Here is a 22,405-nt window from a genome sequence, read left to right on the forward strand (position 1 = left end):
GGGAAAAGGGTAAAGGTTAAAGGGGAAAGGGACAATACAGAACCTTTCCCTTTCCCCTTTTCCCGACTTATGCAAGAAGTCTATTGATTGAAGGTGGACACATAAGGCGATGTCTATGACGGGCTGCACCTACGCAGGTTCTTGGCAAAGAGCGATCGCCTTTCTTTTTTTCATATTAAAGTATAATTTTATGCTTACTAATCCTGGACTAAAAAAAGTTAAAAGTATTTATTCGTAGCTTGTGTTCAAGGATAAAACCTAACTTAGGTATCGAAATTATAAGGAATGCTTTCAATAACTTACCTAAACTTCATCTTTTGACTAAATTCAATCAACAAAATCTGCAATTGCTTTCTCAAAAGCTGCTTTTACTGTCTCAAAAGCAGCTTTTTATTTCTCAAAAACAGCTTTGAATTTCTCCTTTTGGCATATTCAGCAACGCCGAACGATTTTTAACTGTCTTTGAGCCAAAATTGCAGGCGGTAGGCTATTTCCCCAAATGGCCGAAAAGTTCACGCCACCCTGTTCAAACACCCGCCCTTCTCGAATCACACGAGTACGTCCTTCTCCACCTTCTGCTCGTTCCCAGTAGTCTTGTTGAAAGCGTGCTTCTCCATCAAGTTGCTCTAAGGCTGTGCAAATTTCATCCTGTAAATTCTGCATGAATTGCTGCGATCGCACGCTAACTCCTCTGAGGTTTAAATTTGTTAGCTCTGCTTCTTGCAGATTTACTCCCTGAAAGCTTTTTTCTCCAGCAGCATAACGTTTGAGAATTTCATCTACATCCATATTACTACCTTCAATTTACAACTGAAACGCGTTATTCTTCTGGACAATATTATCTTAAAATTGCACCAAAACTACCGCAAAGATGAGCATCTCTGCGGTAGTTCTAAGTTAAAGACTATTAAAGTAGAGCAAAAACAGCCAGGTGTAGCTTAATTTGCTACTTTCAGTTATCTCTAATTCTAGAAAGATATTAAGAGTTGTTGGGCTTGACTAACCCATTGCTTCCACAGCACTCAACATGAAATTAATCCGTTGCTCAAACTCCAGATTTTTGATTAATGTGACAAATTCATCCGTTTCACCAGGAAGTTGATAGTCGGAGGGCACTTGAATTATGCTTCCATCTTCCATTCCTTGTGCCAACAGAAACCAAACGTCTAATTTGGCATTGGGACTTAGACTATTATAGGTTTGGCTGATATCGTTAGCTGCACCATTAATAATATCGCGTTGTGCTTGCAGTTGCTCTTCTTTAGACAAGTCCAGGAATTTGTCAAACACTGCTTTTGCAGGAGCTTCAACGCTTGGAGGAGGTGCTGGTTGTAGCTGCTCTTTAAGATCGAGATAACCGAACCAAAGTAGGGCTAGCTGAGTATCCACATCAAAGCGTTGAAAAGTTTCTAAAGCTGGTCTTGTTGCTTCATCAATTGTGTAAGTCATAAAAAACTCCGACTAAGTTAAGGGTATTCTGATTTCTTCAGTTACTTACTGAAGAACATTTGCTTTCAGTACTTCATACAACTTAACGAACAAATGGAGATGGATAACCCTACTTAGGGTAGGGATAGGATCACCACATAAGACAGATATAAATAACTTAAGTTGCTAGTTACAAAAATGCCTGCTTCGATGTATAGGAAACCTAAGTAACGTCTGTGACTCTAAGCGATCGCTTGAAGGGGTTCCCGATTATCCCTGTTATGTCACTTTAGGCAGAAGAAAAATAGAAATCAGAGTGAGCTAGGGAGATGAAAATTGGAGAAGTTAGCCTATAAACGATAGATTGAAGTCTAGAAAAACCACTAGACAGTTGAGGAATAGGAAAGACTGTTAACCAGGTGTATATAATGTTAAACAAAACAAAAGGTTGAATAATTAAACGCAGATTGTTCAAAATATTCTTCCAGCCTTTACCATGATCCCACCAACGAACCATCATTGGAAACATACCAACATTTGCAGCAAATACTGTTATTGATAAAATGTCTTGATTGGTGGCGAGACTACAATCGCTTAAATGACTACGTAGTACAAGATATATCAATGACTATTTGCGTCATCCTGTAGTGCGATGGCATACCCGCCCACCGTAGGCGATGTTAAAGGAAAACAAACAATCATGTTAGATTTGCTGATTCAAAACGGGTTAATTTTCGATGGCTTAGGCTCTCCACCTGTTCGCAGAGATATCGGCATTCAAAACGGCCGCATTGTCACCCTCGCACCCTCCTTAACTACCCCAGCGCGTGAAGTGGTTGATGCTTCTGGGTTATGGGTGACACCGGGATTTATAGATATTCATACCCACTACGATTTAGAGTTAGAAATTGCACCAGGATTGAGCGAATCAGTGCGTCATGGTGTTACTAGCGTGGTTATTGGTAACTGTAGCTTGTCTGTTGCGATCGCAGAACCCCAAATCTTGGCTGATATTTTTCAGAGAGTAGAGACACTTTCCCATCGGCTGATTGCAAAATGGCTACAAAAGTCGGTTTCCTGGCAGACACCAGCAGAATATTTACAGCATTTGCAACAGTTACCCCTTGGCCCCAATGTTGCCCCAATGTTTGGGCACAGTGCTTTACGCGCTTATGTGATGGGATTAGAACGCAGTTTAACCGTTCAGCCGACAAAATTTGAACTAAAACTTATGCAGCGCATAGCCAGAGATGCAATAGATGCTGGCTTTATTGGCATTTCTATTGATATGTTTCCCTGGCATCGGATGAGTGGAGAATGGCAAGGCTGCACAATTCCCTCTCAACACGCCAAATTTAAAGAATATGCAATGTTAGCGGATTTGTGTCGGCGGTGCGATCGCGTTTTTCAAGTCACACCCAATTTACAAAGACTCGCTTCCTTTGTGGATATTCTGCGGATGGGTTCAGGGATTGGACAAAAACCACTGCGGCTGACAGTCCTCTCAGCCTTAGATGCCGTACACGATCGCAACCTATGGCGAATATTTTCCCCGCTACTATTTATTTGGAATCGGCTTCTAAATGGTAATGTGCGCTTTCAAACCCTAACCGAACCTTTCACCATTTACTCTGATGGATCTGTGACTCCCTTATTTGAAGAATTCTCCACAGGCGCACAACTCAATGGCTGTCAGTCACCAGAGGAAAGGCAACAATTATGGGCATCGGAAATTTTTCGTCGTCAGTTTCGCCAAGAATGGCTCAGTAAACGGCGTAAATCATTCCATCGCCAATTAGATTTGATGGAAGTTATTCATTGTCCCGAAGCAAGTTGGCAAGGGTTAAGTTTTGCGGAAATTGCGCGTCAAAAGCAACAAGAACCAGTGGATTTATTTATCCACGCATTACAAAAATACGATACAGATTTACGCTGGGTGGCGACAGGAGCGAACGATCGCCTAAAACCCCGTTTAGCGATGATGCTGCATCCTCATATTTTACCTGGTTTTACCGATGCTGGCGCTCACGTGCGTAACCTGGGCTACTATGATGGAGCTTTGTCTTTGCTCAAACAAGCAGTTGCAACCAAGTTCCTTTCACCAGAAGCTGCGATTTGCCGCGTTACCGGAGAACCTGCTGGTTGGTTTCGTCTTGATACGGGAGTTCTGAAAGTTGGTGCAAAAGCAGATATAGTTTTACTCGATCCAAATGCTTTAAATCAGCCAATTAGCCCGCAAGTGCAGATATCAGATCCAGTTTTAGATGGTGAACCTCGGATGGTTAAGCGTGGTTCGGATGAGATTGTGCAAGCTGTTTATATTAATGGGGTTCGGGTTGTTTGTGGGGGTGAGGTGAGCGATCGCTTGGGGCGTGAAAAGTTGGGAACTGTTTTGTTTCCTTGTAAAAGTATCTCACGGAGAGTTGTACCGACAATCACTCCTCAATGGCTTGTAAAATTTAAACAGCAATAAATTCCTCCATGCTTATTCTTATGAATGTAAAACTCCAGATCGACAAAAACAAGCTACAGGCAAACATTAGTATAAACATAAATAAAGAAACAGAAAACGAAAAAATTCTATGTTCTCATTGTCAGCGCACTGCTACGAACGGTATTAAATGTAAAGGTATTTGTGTGGCTGATAATGACTATTAAGGTATAAATTATATCGTTTAATCGCAGTGTATCTATGAATTCAGCTTCAATACAATCACCTAAAATTCCAGTTCTTGGTCCTTATGAAGCACAATGCTTTTCAAAATACTTTAAGGGTATAGACTCACTCCTAGCAAAGAGGTTTTTATTTGGTTTTCTACCGAATGAAGAACATATAACTTCAATTTTATGTGAATTACTTGATGAACGTGGCTCACAGTTACATCAACTTCCTTATAGTCTGTTGGATTTGAATAATGATCTTAAGAAAAACGGGGGTCTTTTACATGCTGATGTTTCTATATCAACAACTGATTACAATAAGCGCCAGGAGCATGATATAACTCAGTCAGCTATTGGTATTGTTGTCGAGTATAGAGACAATATTGAACCTAATAATAGTTTTAGTAATGGTATCTTGCTTCAAGCTAAGAAATTATTTCCAGCTAGTAACTCTGACTATAATCTAACTTCAGCTTATAAGTCTTTCGATCGAGTACAGCATAATCGCCTTGAGGATTTGAATAAGTTATATATAGACAAAGGATGTGGCGATGAGTGCATAAAATACTTAATGTATAACCCCTCCCTAGAAGCAATTCCAAAGCATGAACAACAAAAAATATTACACCGACAGATGAAGTTAGATGCAAAGTCAATCTTTGACTTTACTATTGGTTTGCAAAGATATAGAGAGCTTATTGAGGGAGAGCAATCTTCAATCCTTAATTTGGGATGTCTTTTTACGTCTATAGAGAATATACATATGCTTGCTACAAAAGCAGCTAAAGCTAGTAGGACAAAGCAAACTCTGTATGAGTTCACGTTAGGCTCACTCGTTGATTCTATAAATGTTTATGAGAGTTCGCTGTCTTACTTCTTCGTCTTTGATCTCATGATGAGGGGAGTGGGTTGCTCATGTGAAGAGTTTATCAAATTCCTTTATTCTGGTAGAAAAACAGACATTATAAATGAACTAGAAGTTGCGCCACCGAAGTATTCTATAAAACTAAGGATTACTGCTGCTGGTGAACAGTGATTTTCACACATTGCGCGATCTAAAGCACTAAACCAAGGATTAATTATAGAAGGTTATGACATGAATTATCATCCTCAACAAAGTTTTAGAAATAGGATTAATAATCAAATTATAAATCATCCTTTTACAGACTATTGGGATATTTTTATTCTTAAACATCAACATCCAATTAATATTACTTTACACGTTCTGGGAATATTCTTTTTTTACAGTTTACTCTTTTATACTTGGAAGTTGCAAAACTTTTGGTTGCTCTTGGGCTTACCATTAACTCAATTATTAGGATTAACTGGACATTTTTTATTTGAGCGTAGCCATATTGATTTACAAGATGCTCTATTTTCTTGGCGGGCTTCTTATTGTTTAGGTAAAATGTTATTTAGAATTTTGACGGGTAAATATCGAGATGATATTCGCCAACGGCAAGAAATATTAAATAATTATCTATCAAACAATTATGCAAATATTCAATAATTGGAATGTAATTGCTAAGGGTTGGTATATTGCCTGTCCTAGTCATGAAATCCCTAAAAAAACAGCAAAATCTGTAGAAGTATGCGGTCATAAATTTGCCATTTTTAGAGGTGAAGATGGGCAAGTACGGGCTTTGGATGCTTACTGCCCTCATTTGGGAACAGATTTAGGAATTGGGAAGGTTGATGGTAATTGGATTCGTTGTACATTTCATCATTGGGCATTTGATGAAACAGGGATTTGTCAAAATATTCCCTGTCAATCAGAAATTCCTACTCAAGCTAAGTTACAAGCTTATGCAACAGAGGAAAAGTATGGATTTATCTGGATTTATCCAGATGCTAAAGCACCAGAGGGAGTAGCTGATTTTGATGAGTTGAAGGGAAAAGAAATTGTTGCACAAGCTGATATTGCATTTGCCAGAAGTTGTCATCATCATATTTGTATGATGAATGGGATTGATGCTCAACATTTAAAAACAATTCATCATTTAGACATCAAAATGGATTTGTCGCTACATCGTAGTGAATTAGGCACGCAAATTGACTTTACAATGCGGGGACAATTCCCTCAAACTACTTGGAGAGAAAAGTTAGGTCAAAGATTTCTTGGTTCTACATATCAGTATTCAATGCGTTATGCTCATGGTTGCATTGGGTTATTAACAATGATGAAGGATGTTAAGCTTTTTCCGCCACTGTTTATGATATATGCTTATACTCCAATTGCGCCTGAAAGAACGATAATTCAACCGATTTATGTAACTGAAAAACGTCAAGGTCTTCTAGGGTATCTGCTTAGTCAGTTTTTGCTATTCTGTACTCGCTTGGCTTACTACATGCTTAGAGATGAAGATGGCAAAATTTACGATAATATTCGCTTTAATCCGAATTTACTCCTTAGTATCGATCGGCCATTAGCTGAATATATGGAGTATGTAAATCAGCTAGAACCGTCTCGATGGTCAAAAAATAGGGGTGTAAAATAGTAGACTGGGTTAGCGATCGCGTAATTCAACAAAAGCTTTGGTAATGTTGCGTTTTGTTTCTCAATCTAAATACATCTTAATTATTTTGTAGAGTGCGTGATTGACATCAACCCTTATTGAGAAGGTGCAAGATGTGAATACGGAATTGTAGCGTAAATAACCATTCTGGAATCTGTCACATTACACCGTAAATTTACCATAATGGTCGATAAAGTTTTAATTAAATATAATACAAATCGAGTTTAGGTAATTTCCGCGCAATGAAGAGTTTGCTGATTCCTGTTGAAAATTTGCAACAAAGCGATCGCACCGCCATGTATGCGCTGTTGCAAAATCACTTTCAAGGTATAACTTGGGATGGCTTTCAAATCGATCTAGAGCGCAAAAACTGGGTTTTGTTGTTGAGAGATGAAACATCCAATGCACTCAAAGGATTTTCAACTTTGATGTTATGCCAAAAGACTTTTTTAGGAGAAAAAATTAGTGTGGTATATTCCGGCGACACTATTGTTGATCCTAGTGCTTGGTCGAGTACAACATTACCACGTAGTTGGATTGCCGCCATCAATTTTCTGCGTCAACATTATGCCGAAAATAAACTTTACTGGCTGCTAATTTGCTCTGGTTTTCGTACTTATCGTTTTCTCCCTACTTTTTGGCAAGATTTCTACCCGCGTTATGATGTCACAACACCTACTGATGTTAAGCATCTAATGGGTAATTTGGCACAGGAATATTATGGTAACTTATATCAAGAAGCAACTGGTATTGTCCGGTTTCCGCATCCCCAAATTTTACGGGAAGGGCTGATTGAAATTCCATCAGGACGACAAACTAATCCTCATATCCAGTTTTTCGAGGAAAAAAATCCTGGCTATCGGTTAGGTGATGAATTGGTTTGTTTAACTGAAATTAATTATGACAATCTCACCCGTTCTGGACAACGGATGTGGAAGTCAGAATCATCATTAAAATTTGTGCAAGATTGTGTTCTTGTTTAACTTGTATGCCATCTACCGACCCACACTTAAACTTTAATAACTCAACACAATTTATAGAGGGATGGTACTGGACATTACTATCAAAAAAATTAAAGCTTGGCCAGGTAAAAGCTATAACTTTACTAGGTAGAAATCTAGCAATTTATCGGGGAGTTAGCGGTCAGGTAGTAGCTATAGATGCTTATTGTCCACACATGGGCGCTCATTTAGCAGAAGGTAAGGTAGAAGGTGGTGGAATTCGCTGCTTTTTTCATAATTGGAAGTATGACAGTCGCGGAATTTGTGTAGATGTTCCTTCTATCGGAAAACCGCTACCTGTGTGCATTAAAACTTGGCATACAGCGGAAAAGTACGGCATGATTTGGGTTTGGGTGGGAGAAGAAAAGCCAAGTTCGCTGCCTTTTGTACCAGAGTTAGAACAGGCAGATTGTGATTATGTATTGGGGACTCGCTTTGTCAAAAACTGCCATCCCAATGTCTTACTAATTAATGCGATTGATGCTCACCATTTCAATACAGTACACAATTTGCCCTTAGAGATTGTATTTGATTCTCAAAACCTGAACCCCAACGCTATTACCTTCAGCAATACTACACGAGGAGGGGATGATTCGTGGTTAATTCGCCTGATTCGTCCTCTATATCGCAACGAAGTTACTTATAGTATGTGTTACTGGTATGGCAGCACTGGTACTGTAACGCTAGGCCCGGATTTTTTGCACTTCTACATTATATTTACACTGCGAATGATCGAAGGTGGTAAAACTGAAGGGCAAACAATTCTTGTCACTCCTAAGCGTCGGGGTTTTTGGGGATGGGTTTTAAATCGTGGTTTGTTATGGTTAACGCAGCAAGTTGGTAATTACTTCGCAAAAGGGGATACACAGGTATTTCAAACAATTCAGTTTGATTTAAAGACTCCTACTAAAGCAGATCAATCTATTCTGGAATTTATTCAGCACGTTAATCACCAGAAAGCTTTAACCTGGGGAACTTGGGAAACTGTTAATCATCCAAATATTCAAACCCTATCAACACCTAGTCCTGAACATGGATTCAAAATATAACATTGTCGGTTTTAACCTACCGCATACAGATAATGATGACCGTTTGCGACGGATATTAACAGCAGCGTTACCTAATCAGAATAATTATGATAGTTCCCCGCAATTAAATTATTGGGATGCTGATTTTTTCAATTTACATCAAGTCAAAATTTTTCAACAATCTAATATTAATGAACAATCTGCTATTCTGAAACTTGCCAACCGTAGTCTGTTAGAAGAATCATATTTCATTGAGAAAGCGGGCGTTGGCTACATGGCAAAAATGGTACTTTTAGCAGAAACAGTTGAAGAACGAATGCTTTATGGATTGTTTACAGCTGATGAAGCTACCCACCTTCACCAAATTAGCCATTTTTTACCAGAAATGGAAGTAACTAACACGGACGATCTGTTTTTACGCTTACTATCAGAAGTGGTTGAAAGTGTAGATAAAACAGTTTTGTTGTTTGTACTGCAAGTCGTTTTAGAAGGATGGGGTTTAAGCCATTATCGGCGTTTAGCGAAGGAATGCCGCTATCCAGTTTTAGCAGAACTTTTTTCCAGCTTTTTACAATCTGAATCCCGTCATCACGCTACAGGAACTACCTTGTTTAATCAAATTACTGTTTCAGCATTGAGTCAAACAACAATTCTTGATGTATTGGCACAGTTTTTGTTTATGGTACAGGTGGGGCCACAAAATTTACTTGCAGCAATCGAACAAGTGAAAGGACATCTGACACGATCGCAGAAAATCCAAATTTTAGAAGAACTAGATACAGAGACTCATAGCGGAACGCGATTACAAATATTGCGATCGCTCATGGGAGGAAAATCAGCCCAGTCTATCCTGCAAACTTTAGAAGAACGCGGGGCCTTTGAACCACTCCCCGCCCATCAATGTGTGTAATAAATATTAATCTTATCTCTGCGTGAAATAAAAACGGATATGGAAAAAACTATTTATCGCAAATTACAAATTAACCACACCCGCAACAAACAGCAAGATCGTACTGCTTTAATGGATGAAGCTGTCACCAAGTTTCGCTACGAAGATTGTCAAAACGAGTATTGGAACCCAGAGGAATTTTCCCTGCTATATGGTACACCTTTATGGGAACAATCCAGCCAACATCAGCGTATAATTTTGAACCAACTTTACTGGGTAGCTTACTACTCACAAATTGTTTCTGCGGAAATTGCAACTATCTTTTTCAATCAAACCAGTGCAGCCGGACTTTACGCTCAAGAAGATTTTCGCTTAATCTGCGATACCTTAGATTTAGAATCCGCCCAAGAGCGATCGCACATTAACGCCTTCCGCACAATTGCCAAACAGGTTGAACAAGCGTTGTTTGGGGAACTGATTTTTACCTACCCCATGCGCGGCCCCTTTACAGAAACGATGGTTTATGCTGACACCAATGCCCTAAAAACTTGGTGGAAAAAAATTCAACTTCAATACTTTGGGCTGATTTCTGCAAATAATACTTTTTTGGCTTGTCAGTATTTTACAGTCCGAGGAGTGCGGACGCTAAACGGCAAGTTAGTACAGCACAAACTCAGCAATTATTATCAAAAACATCCTCATCCTGAAGCTGCTCCAATTCCTGCTAAAGTCTCTTATTATCACTTCATGGATGAAAGTTTTCACTTCAATAGTTCGACAATTATATCTCACGATGTTGTCACTTGTCTTAAGCCACCGACTGCATTTGAGCGACTGGTGGCTAATTTAGGATTGCTGGGCTGTCAGCGCGATCATTTTCATTTTTCGGCTGCAATTAACGGGATTTTCTGGTACGATCCGGCGCTGTATGGCAAGATTTATCGGGTGTTGCGATCGCCAATTTTTGACATGAGTGACAAAGATGCTAAAGAAATGATGCGCCGTTGTTTTACGGAGGAGTCAGAAGGATTACAACGCAGTTTTTCAACTCATCAGGAGGCGATGAAATCTTATCAGGTGTATGTTGAAAAACTCGATTATCTTTGGCAACGTAATCGGGATATGTCACTGATGGCTACTAATTCAATTTCTCGATATTTAGCAACTCAGCAAAAGGCTTTTCAAGGTTTTGAACAGCAAGAGGATTTGATTTTACCTCACGCAGAGACGCAGCACTTCGACTACGCTCAGTGACCGGCGCAGAGAGGAATGGAAGAGTGCTATTTAGGTAAAATTATTGCGTATTATGGCTGACTTATGTAAGATATCCTTTCCGGGAAGTGATTTTATTCCTATAAATTTGGAATGTCATCAAAATTTGTCTGAACATCTCACGATTCAGAATTCACCTGTTTTATTTGGTTGTCGGACTGGTATTTGTGGAACTTGTTTGGTTGAGGTTATTGGTGATATTCCGCCTCCTCAACCTGATGAACACGAAATGCTGGAGACTTTAGCAGCTAACAATCCTCATGCGCGGTTAGCGTGTCAAGTTAATGTTACAGGTAATGTTGAAATTCGTAAGATTTAGATGGTGATTTAAAAACAACTAAAAAAGCAAGTATGGATTGCTTAAAGCGCGTCGCAGAAATTCGTAAAACTTGTAACGTGCCAGCACCAGCCCGAAATGTTGCTATTGCTAGAGTATGGGTAGATGAGACGTTTACCGAGCTATTCGCCTTTAGTGGTAAGCTATTACGAGAGGGAGCGGTTGTTTTACCGAATCAACCGATGTTTAAAACCTTTGAAGTTACTGGACATCGAAGAGACTTAGACTCAGAGTACAAAATATTAGAAGCGATCGCCGAAAAATATACAAATAATAGAGAAGTAAACGGTAAGATTGAGTTATTCACCGAAAGAGAGCCATGTGATTCGTGTGAGTATGTCATTAAGCAGTTTAGGCAAACTTTCCCGAATATTCAGCTAAATGTACATCACGGAAACATTGCGTAAAGGAGTCGGTATAAATGTCAATTCGCAATTTACCCGAACCACTTCAGCTTATTTTTAACGAAAATCAGCTTTCGCCATGTTCAGATTTGGAAATAATTCAATTTGAACAACAACAAGGTATTACTTTGCCTAGTATTTACAAAGACTTTCTCAAGATGATGGGGCATGGTGCTGGTAAGTTTTTGCGTGGTTCAGATTGCTTTTACCAACATCTACCGCAAATTCAAGAATGGGCTAAAGAACTTTTGGTAGAAAATGATTTTCCTGAACCTTTGCCAGAAGATGCTTTTGTATTTTTCATGCACCAGGGTTATCAGTTTAGCTTTTTCAGGCTTTCTGAAGGTGATAACCCACCAACTTACTCTTATTGCGAAGGACAGCAAGAGTCTTGTTTTGTTAAAAGTCATGATACGTTTAGTGACTTTCTAGCAGTGGAAATCGAGCTATATTTAAAATCTTCGATGTCTCTAGCGAGTTAGATATTTGCCATATCAAATTGACAATCAGTTTTCCTCTTAACCAAAAACATTGTATTTTTACCCACTAAAAGCGAATTCAGAAAGCTTATTTCACAGTAATGTTTAATAGAAGGATGAATTGGTTAAACTCAATTTAGAGACTTAGATAAAATCATGGAAACTGTAAATATCGATCAAGCTGAAACGAATCTCTCACAGCTTTTGTTGCGGGTAGAGCATGGAGAAGAAATCATTATTTCTGACCGAGGCATTCCCATTGCGAAGTTAGTTCCGTTTCGCAACTCATCAAATCGCCGCGATAGTTTAGGACAGGATAAAGGGCGTTTTGTAGTGCCAGAGGACTTTAACGCCCCTTTACCAGATGAAATGTTGGCAGCATTTGAGGGCGGTGAGGAGTGAAACTTTTGCTAGATACGCAGTGTTGGTTATGGTGGTTTGCCCAACCAGAGCGTTTGAATGAGGAAGCGATCGCACACATTGCCGATGAAAACAATGAATTATGGTTATCAGTTGCCAGTATTTGGGAAATAGGTATAAAAGTTGCCATCGGTAAGTTACCACTGCCAGATCCTTTAGACAGTTATATTTCTAGTCGGATGGCACAGTTGGGAATGCGATCGCTAGAAATTACAGCGTCTCACGCTTTACAAGCGGCTGCTTTACCGTTGCATCATCGAGATCCTTTTGATAGAATGTTGATTGCACAGGCTCAGATAGAAGAAATGACGCTTGTCAGTGCCGATTCAATGTTCAATAAATACGATATTTCCCTGATTTGGGCTGCTAAATCGTGAGATTTTACTTCAATGGTTCTTGCTTATAGTGCAACAATTTGCCACTATCTATATTATCAAACTAGCGATCGGACTTGTCAGTTTTGGGAAATGTTGGGTTTCATAACGTCAAACCGACCTACTCACTAGAAGGTTTTAGCTCTCCAGCTGTGTAAAGGCTAAATCGAACGTAGGCAGCTCACCTTTACATCAGCAACAATATCCTTCGACAGCTAGCTCCAATGTATTGTCATGTTGCGTTTGTTGAGTCCCTGGTTGGGGCATAAGGATCTGTCTCTTGATATTCAGGTTCTCCAGGTCTGTAAGACATATGAGGTGGAACCCAGACATCGTATGGCATCATGTTATCAAATGGGTAAGAGAAAGCTTCCCATGACTCTGAACCATTTAAGTATTCCCAATAAGCGAATTTGCTGACGTTAATAACTTCAATAGCTCTAGCTAGTAATTTATAGAATTTTAAAAGTAGCAGTTCAGGAGACTGGTTTTCAAGGCAACCGATGGCGTATGCATCCATTGGGTTCGGACAGACTCCATTTTCACAGCAGTATGTAATTAGGTACTGATCAAAGTAATAACAAAGGTTAACCCATTGATAGCGAGGATAATTACGATTGTAGTAGAAGAGTGTCTCTCGCATACTTTTTGAACTTACACATTGATCAGTGACAATCAAGAATGTAAATATTTGATCCAAATGATTGTACCTTTGATCAATTGGATGACCATCTATGATTGATAAATTTTTATCACCTGCACTTCGATCTAGTTCTTTCACAGATCGAATATTATCGTAAGCCTCTGCTACTATCTTTGTAGAGGTTAACTGAGATTTAACCTCACCTACAGCAACAACTGATTCGCACGGGAAAAACATCTTACCGCCAACAGCCTCAAATGAAGGACACAAGGATGCATCGTAAATTACGATATCTATCTGACGACTAACCTTCCCATGAGCATCAAAAACAAAACCAGTTGATACACCAAAACGTTTGGGTAGATGCTTCCGAAGAAAATCTCGAATTACTTCCTCACGCCCTGTTCCCAGTTCTCCTGGATGTGAAATCAATTTTTGTTGTAATACTATACGCATTTGTTCTGCAACACTCTTGAGCAATTGAGATACATGGAATTCAGCCATCTAGTCCTCCTGATTGTTGCGACCAGACAATTCTAGATAATCTTTAGCTTTACAAGCAACAATGATTACTAAACTACCTACCTAAAATGTATAAGCACTATTACTCCATAAGCTAATTAGAATGTAAAACAATTCTTCCTAAATTTGCCTGTAGATACACCAAAAGAGATACAGCAATATTTATTTCAGACATTGCCATAATTTAAATACGATCGCTCCCACCCATCATGCAATTTGCAGATTTCTGGTACATTGTCGCACTCAGCGAACAGTTACAACCTAACCAGGTATTACCACGCACCGTTTTAGGAGAATGGTTAGCGATATTTCGCGGTGAAGATGGACAACCCGTAGCTTTGCGCGATCGCTGTTTACACCGCAATAGCCGTCTATCATCAGGTAAAATTTGTAACGGTGCTTTACAATGTCCCTATCATGGTTGGGTATATGACGGGGTTGGGAACGTTATTGCTGTTCCAGCCGAAGGAGACGATTTCAAACCTTCCCCACAGCGTCGAGCTAAGTGTTACGCTACCAAAGAACAGGATGGCTATGTTTATGTGCGGTTAGCCGATAGCGTTGATTTTGAACCCTTTTCTATGCCTCACTACGGACAAACAGGATGGGAAACGGTACGGGTAATTAACCGTTTTGCTAACAATGTGACTAATTGTGCGGAGAACTTTATTGATATTCCCCATACGGCTTTTGTTCATCCTGGTGTTTTCCGTACTTCCCGCCAACAAAAGTTAGAGATGACTGTTGAACGCTGTCATGGTTCGGTTTTGGTGGAGTATCGTAACGAAAACAATAATTTGGGATGGTACAGCCGTTTTCTGAATTTGCAGGGTGCAGAGATTAAACATAGCGATCGCTTTTATATGCCAAATATCACCTCTGTGGAATATAAAATGGCAGAGAATCGCCATTTGTTCATTACCAGTCAATCTATTCCAGAAACCGATAATTCAACTCTGGTTTACACGGATGTCACTTATAACTACGGTATTTGGAATAAATTAGCACGTCCCTTTGTGCGGTGGACTGCTCAACACATTATCCGCCAAGACGTGGAAATTTTGGGTATTCAGGGGGAAGCGATCGCTAAATACGGGACACAATTTTATAATACGCCTGCGGACACAATTCATATATTTGTAGAGTCAATTATGGCAGCTATATCTCGTGGAGAAGATCCGCGTTTATTGCCAAATCAATCAGTAAAAGTTACATTTTGGGTTTAAAAAATAATATCATCTCCGCATAAATTAGTTATGATTTTCCAATCATTTTTCCTTGTTCAATCCATCACAGCTAACACAGCTTTTGGCAATAACTTATCTTTAAACCAAACAATTCTGGCGGGGACATCATTTAATTTTACTCCCGCCTTCTCTAAATTAAGTCGCTCGGAAATTGCCAAAATCAAATCATCACGTCCAGCCCGCCGCACCTGAGAAAACTTCTTTTGTAAATATTCTGGTCGCCAATAACCAACAATTTCTAATAAGAAGGTTCGTCCATCAGGATGCACCAAGCGAAAATCAGGAATCATGACGCTACCAGGAATTGGGATCAAATCAACTTCTCTCTCTAACGCCCAACCACTTTTCAAGGCATCCCATTTATCAGCAAAAGATGCTTCTAACATACTATCGTAGGGCTTACCTGGTGGATAGTGAGATACTAAACCACATTCAGAATTGAGAGTAAAACGTCCAGTTTTCCAGGTATTTGTATAAGCGTCACGGGTTTGGAGAATCGAAGAAAGACTCCATTTAGTAACGTGAAGTAAAGCCGGAATAAGTTTAGCGATCGCTAACCCATATCGCGTACTAGGATTAAATAAACTCGTCGGCCCGTCAATGGTAATTGTAAACCCGTGGTCAGCATCACCTTCAATATAAGCCATCAATTGAAACAACTTTAAATAGCGAAATAACAACTTATATTCTCCCGGAACATTCCGGTGAGCATTTAACACCAGTTTACTGGCCTTATAAAACACGCCCTGTACTTGAGATAAGTTATATCTATTTAATAAATCTGGCGCTATTGGTGCATCAAAAACAGTCAAAATCTTATTTTCAGATAAATCAGCATATAATCCATTCCGAACCTGTTCTAACAAAACTTCCCGTTCAAGTTCTTGAGTTAACTCATCAGCAATTTTACTCAAAGTAACTTGGGTTGATTCTCGACTAGCAACAGATTTTGCAGCCAACGAAAACACCCGTTCTCTTAACATCTGTGGTTCCAGCGGACTAACTACCTCAAAAGTACAAAAACTGCTTTTGAGAATATAAGCTAACCCTCGCTTCACCCGATAATCTGTAGAATCTCCTTCAAAATCAGTCAGTTGTCGCTCAAGCACACCTTGAGTCTTCCCCACTGCTGATTGAAAATAATTAATTAACTCAGTCGCCAACTCCGAAGTTGCTCGATCAATCTTCAGTCTCTTCGGGATGATCTCCTCCCCGTTTTGGCGATGCATCAGTAAGTCTGTCGGTAACATCTGAATTCTGGATTTTAGATTTTGGATTTTGGACTGAATAATTAATTTCTAACTGTTCCGCAGCCTTCAAACTCCGTTCTTTCCCACTCCCATACACAACCTGCAAATTCCCTTTCTTCTCCCCTTGTCCCCTTGTCTCTTTGTCCCCTTGTCCTCTTATCCTCTCCCCTCTTCGCCTAGCCGAAGTCCCCTCCTCACTCGTATCCTCCGCCACCACCTCATACAAAATCGCCTGTTTATTCTCAATATTCCCCTTCCGTAAAACCCTACCCAATCGCTGAGTATACTCCCTAGCCGAACCCGTTCCCGATAAAATAATTGCAACAGTTGCCGCCGGGACATCAACACCTTCATTCAAAACATGAGAAGCAACCAAAGTATTATATTTACCCTCTCGAAACTTGGTTAATATCTCATGCCGTTCTTTCACAGGAGTTTGATGAGTAATTGCTGGAATGAGTAACTCTTGAGAAATGCGGTAAACCGTTGTATTATCCGCAGTAAAAATCAAAATTCGTGCTGGATAATGTTCTGCCAATAAATCAATTAGAATTCGCAATTTACCATCAGTACCTAAAGCGATATCTTTCGCTTCTCGATGCGCTAACATTGCCCTACGTCCAGATTGCGATCGCGCACTCATTTGCACGAACATTTGCCAACCTTGCAAACTCCCCAAAGAAATCTTTGATTGCTTCAAAAAGTCGTTGCGAGTTTGAATTAACTGGTTGTATCTTTCCCGCTCAAGTTGCGATAACTTTACCTTAATTTGGACAATTTCATGCTCTGCTAACGCCTTCCCCGCCAAATCTTCAGCGCGTTTGCGATATACTTCTTGACCAATGAGGATATTTAAGTCAGCGTGCTTGCCATCAGTACGTTCCGGTGTCGCGGAGAGTCCCAGGCGATAAGGTGCGATCGCATATTCGGCAATTACCCGATTAAAATCTGTCGGTAAATGATGACATTCATCAAAAACAATCAACGCATATTGATTTCCCAACGTTTCGGCGTGAATTGCGGCACTATCATAAGTTGCAACTAAAATTGCCGTTCTATCCCGCGAACCACCTCCTAGCAATCCCACCTCAGCATCGGGGAAAGCCGCCACCAAGTGTGCATACCACTGATGCATTAAATCCAAAGTTGGCACTACAATCAGCGTCGTGCGTGGCGTTGATTGCATCGCCATTTGTGCCAAATAAGTCTTTCCCGCCGCCGTGGGAAGCACAACCACCCCTTGTCTACCCGCCAGTTTCCAAGCCGCTAGCGCCTCAGTCTGGTGGGGATAGGGTTCCATTTCCAGAGTAGGAACCAAATCTACAGGATAAAATTGCTTGGCCTCATCGATAAAATTCACATCTTCCGCTTGTAGTGCTTCCACTAGCGATCGGTATCTAATTGCTGGGATGCGGAATTTTTCAACTCTATCATCCCACGTAGCGTAGTCCATCCAACCTTTACCGCGTGGTGGTGGATGCAAAATTAATGTGCCACGATCGAAATTTAATGTAGGGGTACGAGCCATTTGAGAGTGCTAAGTGCTGAATGCTGAGTGAGGAGTCAAGAGTTAGGAGTTAGGAGTTAAGAGTTATTTTCTCTCATTTCCCTTATCTCCCTCATCCCCCCACTCCCTTGATTACTAATAACGCAAAAAGTGCATGATTCATCCAACTAACTCCGACAAAACCCAACTAGATGCGCTCATTAGTCACGGAATGTCCTATCGGCAAACCAACAATAATCTGTCCGAATCCTACAAAGAACAGCGACAGAGCTTTTTGCTGAAACGGCTGCAATTGCAGGCGCAGATTATATTAATAGCTGGCTTGACTTTAATTGCTTTTTTTCTTTGGGTAAATTCACAATTAGAAGGCAAGATATACGCCTTTAAAATTGGTCTTGTAGTAGAATTATTCACTCTTGTTTGTTGGGGTTTATGCAAAACTTCTATTGGTCGCTGTTATCCTGATTTAATTTTTTTAAGTTTATGCTGGTCTGTAACTTGTGCTGTCCAAATTGATATAGCTTTGCTGTTCAATAATTTAGAACCGAGAAGCCATATTTGGACTTTGATGTTTCTTACTCAAGCTACAATCATTCCAGTCCAATGGTGGATGCATTTAATATCTCAAATCGGAACAATACTTTGCTATTTAACTTTATATATTGTATATAGCCCCATATTGAAAAATTCCTCAGCTTTTTATATTGAGCAAGGATTATATTTATTTTGGACTTGCATAATTTGTGTTTTCTCTGTTTCTTTATACGAACGCTTACGAAAAAAAGAATTTTACGCTCGTAAGGCAATGGAACTAGCACAGCATAAATCTGAACGGCTGCTACTAAATATTTTGCCAGAGATGATTGCAGAACAATTAAAACAACAGCCGGCAACTATTGCCGATAACTTTCTGGAAGTTACGGTGTTATTTGCTGATATTGTTGGCTTTACAGAGCTTTCATCTCACACCTCCCCGGCGGAATTAGTCGAGTTATTAAATACAATATTTTGTCTGTTTGACCAATTAGCAGAACGTCATGGGGTAGAAAAAATTAAGACCATTGGCGATGCGTATATGGCTGTTGCAGGGTTGCCAAATCAATCTAACAATCATGCTCCGGCAATAGCTAACATGGCTTTGGATATGCAAAATGCTGTAGCTACTTTTAACGAAGAAAATAACCAATTCTTTAGCATCCGTATTGGCATTAGTACAGGGCCAGTAGTTGCAGGGGTGATTGGGCTGAAAAAGTTTGCCTACGACCTCTGGGGAGATACAGTCAATATAGCTAGTAGAATGGAATCACATGGTATTGCAGGTAGTATCCAGGTTTGTGAAGCAACTTATCAACTTTTAAAGGATAAATACTTATTGGAAAAACGAGGTTTAATTAAAGTGAAAGGTAAAGGTGAAATGATGACTTATATACTAAAGGGAATTAATTTAAAAACTTAATAAATAGCAGTCATAATTCATAATTCAGAATATTTTACCATTGAACATTTGTTAAAACTCAGTTTTACTACTTTAGATAGATTTGCAGTCACTAACTGATTAGGTATGTATTTTTCCGATGCATAATTTAGGTGTTGAGCGAGGTCTAAGACGAGCTGTGACGCTCGATAACTCGCTAATGCTGCTATCACCCTTGGGAGAAGACTCGCTAATACGTCGCATTTTCTAGCTGATTTTGGGAATAATCCTTTAGCTAGCTGCATAAAAGGAGAAGCCACATTGAGAGGAACACGTTCCCTTCTAGCGCCTTATGCTGTGGCACTATTGGCTGTTGGTAGCGTATTGCTATTAACACTATTGCTACAGCCACTACTGAAACCAAGTATTTTTCTGCTGTTTTTTGCTGCCGTGGCGGTTAGTGCCAGGTATGGCGGCATGGAAGCAGGGTTACTGGCTACTGCTTTGTCTACTTTAGCCGTCAGCTACTTTTTCTTAGAACCAGTGTTTTCGCTCTTGGTTGCAAGTCTAGACAACATACTGCGCTTAGGCTTGTTTGTGGTAGTGACAACAATTATTAACTTGCTGAACTCAGAATTACGCACTGCCAAACAACATCTTCAAAAGAGTTTGCAGAAACTACAGGTGAGCGAAGCCAGATTTAGAAGGTTGGTAGAGTCCAACATCATTGGGGTAATTGTAGCCAATATGGACGGGGCGATCGCAGAAGCTAATGATGCTTTTTTACAAATGGTAGGTTATTCTCAGGAGGATTTGCTCGCAGGACGAGTCAGATGGCGCGAGATGATCCCACCAGAATATATTGAAACTAATAACAGTGCGATCGCAGAACTCACAACTAAAGGCGTGTGTCAGCCTTTTGAGAACGAATACATCCGCAAAGATCGTAGTCGCGTTCCTATTCTGTTAGGTTCTGCTTTGTTAGAAAATAACCAAGATGATATTATTTCTTTTGTGATTGATATAAGCAAACGCAAACAAGCAGAACTTGCCCTTTCCAAAAGCGAAGAACGCTACCGCACTTTTTTAGAGCAGAGTTCAGAAGGTATTTGGTGCATCGAACTGGAAGTACCAATTTCAGCAGATTGTCCAGAAGATGAACAAATTCAACATTTTTACCAATATGTTTACTTGGCAGAATGCAACAATGTTATGGCACAGATGTATGGCTGTTCTCGTGCCGAAGAAATTATTGGTATCAGATTAGGAGACTTTCTTGTTGCCTCCGATCCACATAATATTGCATACCTGCGTAACTTTATCCGTTCTAACTACCGACTAATTGATGCCGAGTCTCATGAAATAGATAAGCAAGGTAATTCCAAATATTTTTTGAATAATCTAGTGGGAATTGTTGAAAATGGGTTTTTAGTGAGAGCGTGGGGAACTCAACGCGACATTACAGAACGCAAACGAGCGGAAGCAGCACTCCATCAACGAGAAGATGAACTGCGCCTAATTACCAATGCTGTGCCCGTCAAGATTTCTTATGTTGATAGCGAGCAGCGTTATCGCTTTAATAATAAAGAATATGAAGACTGGTATGGGCTTCCTGCTTCCGAAATTTCTGGTAAACATATTAGAGAAATTTTGGGAGAGTCGGTTTATCAGTCTGTTCTTCCTTATGTAGAAGCAGTACTTTCAGGAGAGCAAGTAACTTACGAAACCCAATTACCTGATAAAGATGGCACAAACCGTTACGTAAATGTTACTTACATTCCCCAGTTCAGTCAGGAGGGGAAAGTTGCAGGATTTGTTGCCCTTGTCACAGATATTACACTTCACAAGTTAGCAGAAGCAGCTCTCAAACAAAGCGAGAAACGGTTAAAAACACTTACCGAAAAAGTCCGCGTGATTCCTTGGGAGGTAAATGCCAATACTGGGAATTTTACTTACGTAGGGCCGCAAACTGTTGAGATTCTGGGCTATCCATTGTCAGACTGGTACACCGATAATTTCTGGGAAAAAAATATGCATCCAGAAGATCGGGAGTGGGCTATCGAGTATTGCCAAGAATCTTCTCTATCACTAAATAATTACGAATTTGAATACAGAATGTTGGCTGCTGATGGCAGAGTTGTCTGGCTATATGACATTGTAAATGTAGTGCGGGATGAAAATGGGCCGCAGCTACTGCATGGATTCATGATTGATATTAGCGATCGCAAGCAAGCAGAGCAAGAACGCGAAGAACTGCTTAAACGCGAACAAGCAGCACGCGCCGATGCCGAAACTGCAAACCGGATGAAGGATGAGTTTCTCGCCACACTCTCCCACGAACTCCGTACACCCCTCAATGCTATATTGGGCTGGGCGCAGCTACTTAGAACTCGCAACTTCGATCGAGATACTACTGGACGGGCACTAGAGACGATTGAACGTAATACCAGATCCCTGGCACAACTAATTGAAGATGTTCTCGATGTATCACGGATTATTAGAGGCACACTTCATTTAAGTATGGAGCGGGTTGAACTTGTATCGCTTGTAGAGGCGGCAATTGATACTGTGTATCCAGCAGCCCAGGCTAAAGAGATTAGTATCAAATGTAAATTCGACCCGAAAGTAGAGATAGTTGTGGGCGATGCCAACCGCTTGCAACAGGTTGTGTGGAATTTGCTCTCTAACGCCGTCAAGTTTACACCCAAAGGCGGCAGAGTTGATGTGCAATTAGAGTGCATTGAATCTTACGTGCAAATTCGGGTGAGTGATACGGGAGCGGGAATTGCTGCCGAATTTCTACCCCATGTATTTGAACGCTTTCGTCAAGCTGACAGTTCCAGCACGCGATCGCATGGCGGACTCGGATTAGGGTTAGCGATCGTCCGTCACTTGGTAGAATTACATGGTGGTACAGTGTTAGCCGAAAGTCCAGGAATTGGACAGGGGGCGACATTCATTGTCAGTCTGTCGATGAAAGCTATTTAGGGTGGAGGCAGGGGGCAGGACAATA

Annotated in this window: 20 protein-coding genes and 2 pseudogenes; 16 read left to right on the plus strand and 6 right to left on the minus strand. The window is 40.2% G+C overall.

Annotated elements, in window-relative coordinates:
- Positions 1-459 precede the first annotated feature (459 nt).
- From V7K45_RS20015 to V7K45_RS20030, 3 genes and pseudogenes are all read right to left on the minus strand, one after another.
- Positions 460-678: pseudogene (locus V7K45_RS20015) on the minus strand (coproporphyrinogen III oxidase); the annotation flags it as partial.
- A gap of 321 nt (positions 679-999) precedes the next feature.
- Complete coding sequence (locus tag V7K45_RS20025; protein ID WP_335006452.1) at positions 1,000-1,449, minus strand: orange carotenoid protein N-terminal domain-containing protein; 450 nt, start codon at positions 1,447-1,449, stop codon at positions 1,000-1,002.
- Positions 1,450-1,717: 268 nt separating this feature from the next.
- A pseudogene (locus V7K45_RS20030) lies at positions 1,718-1,933 on the minus strand (IS701 family transposase); the annotation flags it as partial.
- 147 nt (positions 1,934-2,080) lie between these two features.
- Between V7K45_RS20030 and V7K45_RS20035 the strand changes: the two are divergent.
- The 13 genes from V7K45_RS20035 (at position 2,081) to V7K45_RS20095 (ending at position 12,812) form a co-directional block, all read left to right on the plus strand.
- Positions 2,081-3,901, plus strand: coding sequence for an N-acyl-D-amino-acid deacylase family protein (locus V7K45_RS20035; protein WP_335006454.1), 1,821 nt, complete (start codon positions 2,081-2,083; stop codon positions 3,899-3,901).
- A gap of 219 nt (positions 3,902-4,120) precedes the next feature.
- Complete coding sequence (locus tag V7K45_RS20040; protein ID WP_335006456.1) at positions 4,121-5,125, plus strand: hypothetical protein; 1,005 nt, start codon at positions 4,121-4,123, stop codon at positions 5,123-5,125.
- Between the two features lie 60 nt (positions 5,126-5,185).
- On the plus strand, positions 5,186-5,599 hold the full coding sequence (locus V7K45_RS20045) for an Mpo1-like protein (RefSeq protein WP_335006458.1): 414 nt from the start codon (positions 5,186-5,188) through the stop codon (positions 5,597-5,599).
- Complete coding sequence (locus V7K45_RS20050) at positions 5,583-6,587, plus strand: aromatic ring-hydroxylating dioxygenase subunit alpha (RefSeq protein ID WP_335006460.1); 1,005 nt, start codon at positions 5,583-5,585, stop codon at positions 6,585-6,587. Before V7K45_RS20045 ends, V7K45_RS20050 begins: the two co-directional genes overlap by 17 nt.
- A gap of 260 nt (positions 6,588-6,847) precedes the next feature.
- Positions 6,848-7,588, plus strand: coding sequence for a hypothetical protein (locus V7K45_RS20055; RefSeq protein ID WP_335006462.1), 741 nt, complete (start codon positions 6,848-6,850; stop codon positions 7,586-7,588).
- Between the two features lie 5 nt (positions 7,589-7,593).
- Complete coding sequence (locus V7K45_RS20060; protein WP_335006464.1) at positions 7,594-8,655, plus strand: aromatic ring-hydroxylating dioxygenase subunit alpha; 1,062 nt, start codon at positions 7,594-7,596, stop codon at positions 8,653-8,655.
- A complete protein-coding gene (locus V7K45_RS20065; RefSeq protein ID WP_335006466.1) occupies positions 8,639-9,544 on the plus strand; it encodes a ferritin-like domain-containing protein in 906 nt (301 codons plus the stop codon). Before V7K45_RS20060 ends, V7K45_RS20065 begins: the two co-directional genes overlap by 17 nt.
- A 39-nt stretch (positions 9,545-9,583) precedes the next feature.
- Positions 9,584-10,777 carry a P-aminobenzoate N-oxygenase AurF gene (locus V7K45_RS20070; protein ID WP_335006468.1) on the plus strand — a complete coding sequence of 398 codons (1,194 nt, stop codon included), beginning with the start codon at positions 9,584-9,586 and terminating at the stop codon, positions 10,775-10,777.
- Between the two features lie 52 nt (positions 10,778-10,829).
- Positions 10,830-11,114, plus strand: a complete 285-nt coding sequence (locus V7K45_RS20075) for a 2Fe-2S iron-sulfur cluster binding domain-containing protein (protein ID WP_335006470.1) — start codon at positions 10,830-10,832, stop codon at positions 11,112-11,114.
- Positions 11,115-11,146: 32 nt separating this feature from the next.
- Positions 11,147-11,539, plus strand: coding sequence for a deaminase domain-containing protein (locus V7K45_RS20080; protein WP_335006472.1), 393 nt, complete (start codon positions 11,147-11,149; stop codon positions 11,537-11,539).
- A 14-nt stretch (positions 11,540-11,553) separates the two neighbouring features.
- A complete protein-coding gene (locus tag V7K45_RS20085) occupies positions 11,554-12,018 on the plus strand; it encodes an SMI1/KNR4 family protein (protein ID WP_335006474.1) in 465 nt (154 codons plus the stop codon).
- A 153-nt stretch (positions 12,019-12,171) separates the two neighbouring features.
- A complete protein-coding gene (locus V7K45_RS20090) occupies positions 12,172-12,417 on the plus strand; it encodes a type II toxin-antitoxin system Phd/YefM family antitoxin (RefSeq protein ID WP_335006477.1) in 246 nt (81 codons plus the stop codon).
- A complete protein-coding gene (locus tag V7K45_RS20095) occupies positions 12,414-12,812 on the plus strand; it encodes a type II toxin-antitoxin system VapC family toxin (RefSeq protein ID WP_335006479.1) in 399 nt (132 codons plus the stop codon). The genes V7K45_RS20090 and V7K45_RS20095 overlap by 4 nt, the downstream gene beginning before the upstream one ends.
- Positions 12,813-13,041: 229 nt before the next feature.
- Here the strand turns inward: V7K45_RS20095 and V7K45_RS20100 are convergent, their stop codons facing one another.
- On the minus strand, positions 13,042-13,956 hold the full coding sequence (locus V7K45_RS20100) for a DUF6602 domain-containing protein (protein ID WP_335006481.1): 915 nt from the start codon (positions 13,954-13,956) through the stop codon (positions 13,042-13,044).
- Between the two features lie 227 nt (positions 13,957-14,183).
- Here V7K45_RS20100 and V7K45_RS20105 point away from each other — a divergent pair, with 227 nt between their 5' ends.
- On the plus strand, positions 14,184-15,200 hold the full coding sequence (locus V7K45_RS20105) for an aromatic ring-hydroxylating dioxygenase subunit alpha (protein WP_335006483.1): 1,017 nt from the start codon (positions 14,184-14,186) through the stop codon (positions 15,198-15,200).
- A gap of 56 nt (positions 15,201-15,256) precedes the next feature.
- On the opposite strand, the gene V7K45_RS20110 is transcribed toward V7K45_RS20105, so the two are convergent.
- Together V7K45_RS20110 and V7K45_RS20115 are read right to left on the minus strand one after the other, a co-directional pair.
- The gene (locus tag V7K45_RS20110; RefSeq protein WP_335006485.1) at positions 15,257-16,471 is read right to left on the minus strand and encodes a DUF790 family protein; all 1,215 of its coding nucleotides are present in this window, start codon (positions 16,469-16,471) and stop codon (positions 15,257-15,259) included.
- A complete protein-coding gene (locus tag V7K45_RS20115; RefSeq protein ID WP_335006487.1) occupies positions 16,401-17,999 on the minus strand; it encodes a DEAD/DEAH box helicase in 1,599 nt (532 codons plus the stop codon). Before V7K45_RS20115 ends, V7K45_RS20110 begins: the two co-directional genes overlap by 71 nt.
- 133 nt (positions 18,000-18,132) lie before the next feature.
- On the opposite strand from V7K45_RS20115, the gene V7K45_RS20120 reads away from it, so the two are divergent.
- Entirely contained in the window at positions 18,133-19,434 is a 1,302-nt protein-coding gene (locus V7K45_RS20120; protein ID WP_335006489.1) for an adenylate/guanylate cyclase domain-containing protein, read from the plus strand.
- A 279-nt stretch (positions 19,435-19,713) separates the two neighbouring features.
- Positions 19,714-22,380, plus strand: coding sequence for a PAS domain-containing sensor histidine kinase (locus V7K45_RS20125; RefSeq protein WP_335006491.1), 2,667 nt, complete (start codon positions 19,714-19,716; stop codon positions 22,378-22,380).
- Positions 22,381-22,405 lie beyond the last annotated feature (25 nt).

It is taken from the genome of Nostoc sp., assembly GCF_036917375.1.
Taxonomy (GTDB): Bacteria; Cyanobacteriota; Cyanobacteriia; order Cyanobacteriales; family Nostocaceae; genus Nostoc.